This is a genomic window from Vibrio sp. 1-1(7) (assembly GCF_013048485.1).
Taxonomy (GTDB): Bacteria; Pseudomonadota; Gammaproteobacteria; order Enterobacterales; family Vibrionaceae; genus Vibrio; species Vibrio fujianensis.
On record NZ_VHSP01000018.1, the window covers coordinates 1 to 2,750 of the forward strand.

General features: G+C 38.2%; 1 protein-coding gene. It reads left to right on the top strand.

Going from position 1 to position 2,750, the window contains the following annotated elements:
• Positions 1 to 846 precede the first annotated feature (846 nt).
• Positions 847 to 1,245 (top strand): hypothetical protein, encoded by a 399-nt coding sequence (locus tag FKN05_RS16405; protein ID WP_170887980.1) that lies wholly within the window; start codon positions 847 to 849, stop codon positions 1,243 to 1,245.
• Positions 1,246 to 2,750: the final 1,505 nt, after the last annotated feature.

Below are 2,750 nucleotides of genomic sequence, written 5' to 3' on the forward strand. Positions count from 1 at the left end.
TGCATGTTGATTTAGCTTTCGGCTTCTTTGTTCTTCGAGTTTTCCGTTTTTTCTTAATGGTAAAGTGGGTTTGCGATAAGTTTAGTGGTAGTCATTTTTTTCTTTGAACTAGGGCTCGCAGTTTCGTTGTTGCCACGCAAATTCTACTGGGTTACTGCTAACTTTTCATGTAAGTTAAACGATATTTGGTAAGGCTGTTCTTTGTAATGCTTTGAAATAGTTAGCAAAGTTACATAACAAAGCATTCAAGAGGGACAGTCAACGCTTGGCAGTTTTGGTTTGGTTGAGTATTTGAGGTTACGGCTGGGTAGTTTGAGTTTAGTTGTTTGCGTTGCCTGCCCCTTAATGCGGCGTTATGCTTAATCACCCAAAATCAGTGGTTTATGATTGTTCTTTATTCCCTTGGCTTGTGAGTTTCGTGCTCGTCGGCAAATTGGCTTCAGCGGGCGCTGTTTTCTGGACATCCATTCTTGGGCGCTAAAAATTCTGAGAGTTGCCTCAGTCAATTTTCGGGCAAGCACGAGATTAGGCCAGTTGGCTCAATCAGCAACTTGATCTTAGGTTTTTTCGTTTTAGCTGCCAAAGTTCAAAGTCTGATTTTCAAAATTATGAGTCATTTCAGTTTTTTTGGTTTTTGGGTTTTGTTTGTGCATCAAAGCTGAGTTAATCTTGGTTTTGGTAAAACGTAAGTCATTGAAGCTTAAGCATAACAAACGGTTCAAGAGGGACAGCCAACGCGTGGCATTTTTACCATGCGTTGGTTTTTGTGGTTACGTGTTATGCGGAAGCTTGGTTATGGCGTTGGCTGCCCCTTAACCGGGCGTTAGCAGAATTATGGAGAAATCGGTGAGTGTAGTACGAGTGATTTATGACCATAGAGTCGATGGTGAAGATCTTATTACCCATGAGAAAGAGGTCAGATTACATAGGGAACTATGTGAAATAATGGATGCTTATCCTTGGGCTGCAGAGATTGATGGTTTTGAAAAATATGGTGTGGGTGGTTGTTTCCACTTTTTACTTGGTAAGGATAACGTTTATGCATGTTACCAATATGTACCAGTTGATGTGCACTCAGGGATCTTGAATTTAGATATCGTTATGAAGCCTGGTTTTTTAAATATATTTGGACGTAAATCGGTTTCGAAAGACTTTGATATTGTTTCTATTCCAGAAGTTAAAGCTGCGGTAAAAGAGCTTTTTGAGCATACTGTTGAATCACTGTATGAAAAGTATAGGGGTTAAAAATTCTGCTAACAAAGCATTAAAGGAGGACAGTCAACGCTTGGCAGTTTTGGTTTGGTTGAGCATTTGAGGTTACGGTTGGTTAATTTGAGCGCAGTTGTTTGCGTTGTCTGCCCCTTAATGCGGCGTTATGTAACCGTAGAGAAAAAGACCACAATGTATTGAAATTTAAAGTGTTTTTATGGTTTTTTTACTTTGAATTTAGCTTCTGCTTTGTATATTCGATACTTTCAACTGATTGTTTTAATTGGTTATTTATATAGTTTGTAAAGTCAGTCTTATTCATGTTGATTTGGTTTTCGTCTTCTTTGTTCTTCGAGTCTTTGCTCTGGGTTTTAATGGCAAAGCGAGTTTGCGATAAGTTTGGTGGCAGTTATTTTTTCTTTGAACTAGGGCTCGCAGTTTCGCTGTTGTCACGCAAATTCTACTGGGTTACTGCTAACTTTTCATGTAAGTTAAACGGTATTTGGTAATGCTGTTCTTTGTAATGCTTTGAAATGGTTAGCAAAGTTACATAACAAAGCATTCAAGAGGGACAGTCAACGCTTGGCAGTTTTGGTTTGGCTGAGCATTTGAGGTTACGGTTGGTTAATTTGAGCGCAGTTGTTTGCGTTGCCTGCCCCTTAATGCGGCGTTATGTAACCGTAAAGAAAAAAGACCACAATGCATTGAAAAGTAAATATTTTTTATGATTGATCTAATTTCAATGTCGACTTTGTCTGAGCGAGTTTCATGCATGTTGATTTAACTTTCGGCTTCTTGTTCTTCGAGTTTTTTACTCTGGCTTCAATGGTAAAGCGAGTTTGCGATAAGCTTGGTGGCAGTCACTTTTTTCTTTGAACTAGGGCTCGCAGTTTCGTCGTTGCCACGCAAATTCTACTGGGTTACTGCTAACTTTTCATGTAAGTTAAACGATATTTGGCAATGTTGTTCTTTGTAATGCTTTGAAATAGTTAGCAAAGTTACATAACAAAGCATTCAAGAGGGACAGTCAACGCTTGGCAGTTTTGGTTTGGTTGAGCATTTGAGGTTACGGTTGGTTAGTTTGAGCGCAGTTGTTTGCGTTGCCTGCCCCTTAATGCGGCGTTATGTAACCGTAAAGAAAAAGACCGCAGTATATTGAAAGTTAAAGTTTTTTTATGCTTTTGCATTTTTAAGTTAGCTTCTATTTTATATGTCTTATGATTTTAACTTATTGTTTTAATAGGTTATTTATAAATTTTGCAAAGTCAGTCTTATTCATATTGGCTTAGTTTTCGTCTCCTTGTTCTTCGAGTCTTTGCTCTGAGCTTTATTGGTAAAGCTAGTTTGCGATAAGTTTAGTGGTAGTCATTTTTTTCTTTGAACTAGGGCTCGCAGTTTCGTCGTTGTCACGCAAATTCTACTGGGTTACTGCTAACTTTTCATGTAAGTTAAACGATATTTGGCAATGCTGTTCTTTGTAATACTTTGAAATAGTTAGCAAAGTTACATAACAAAGCATTCAAGAGGGACAGTCAACGCTT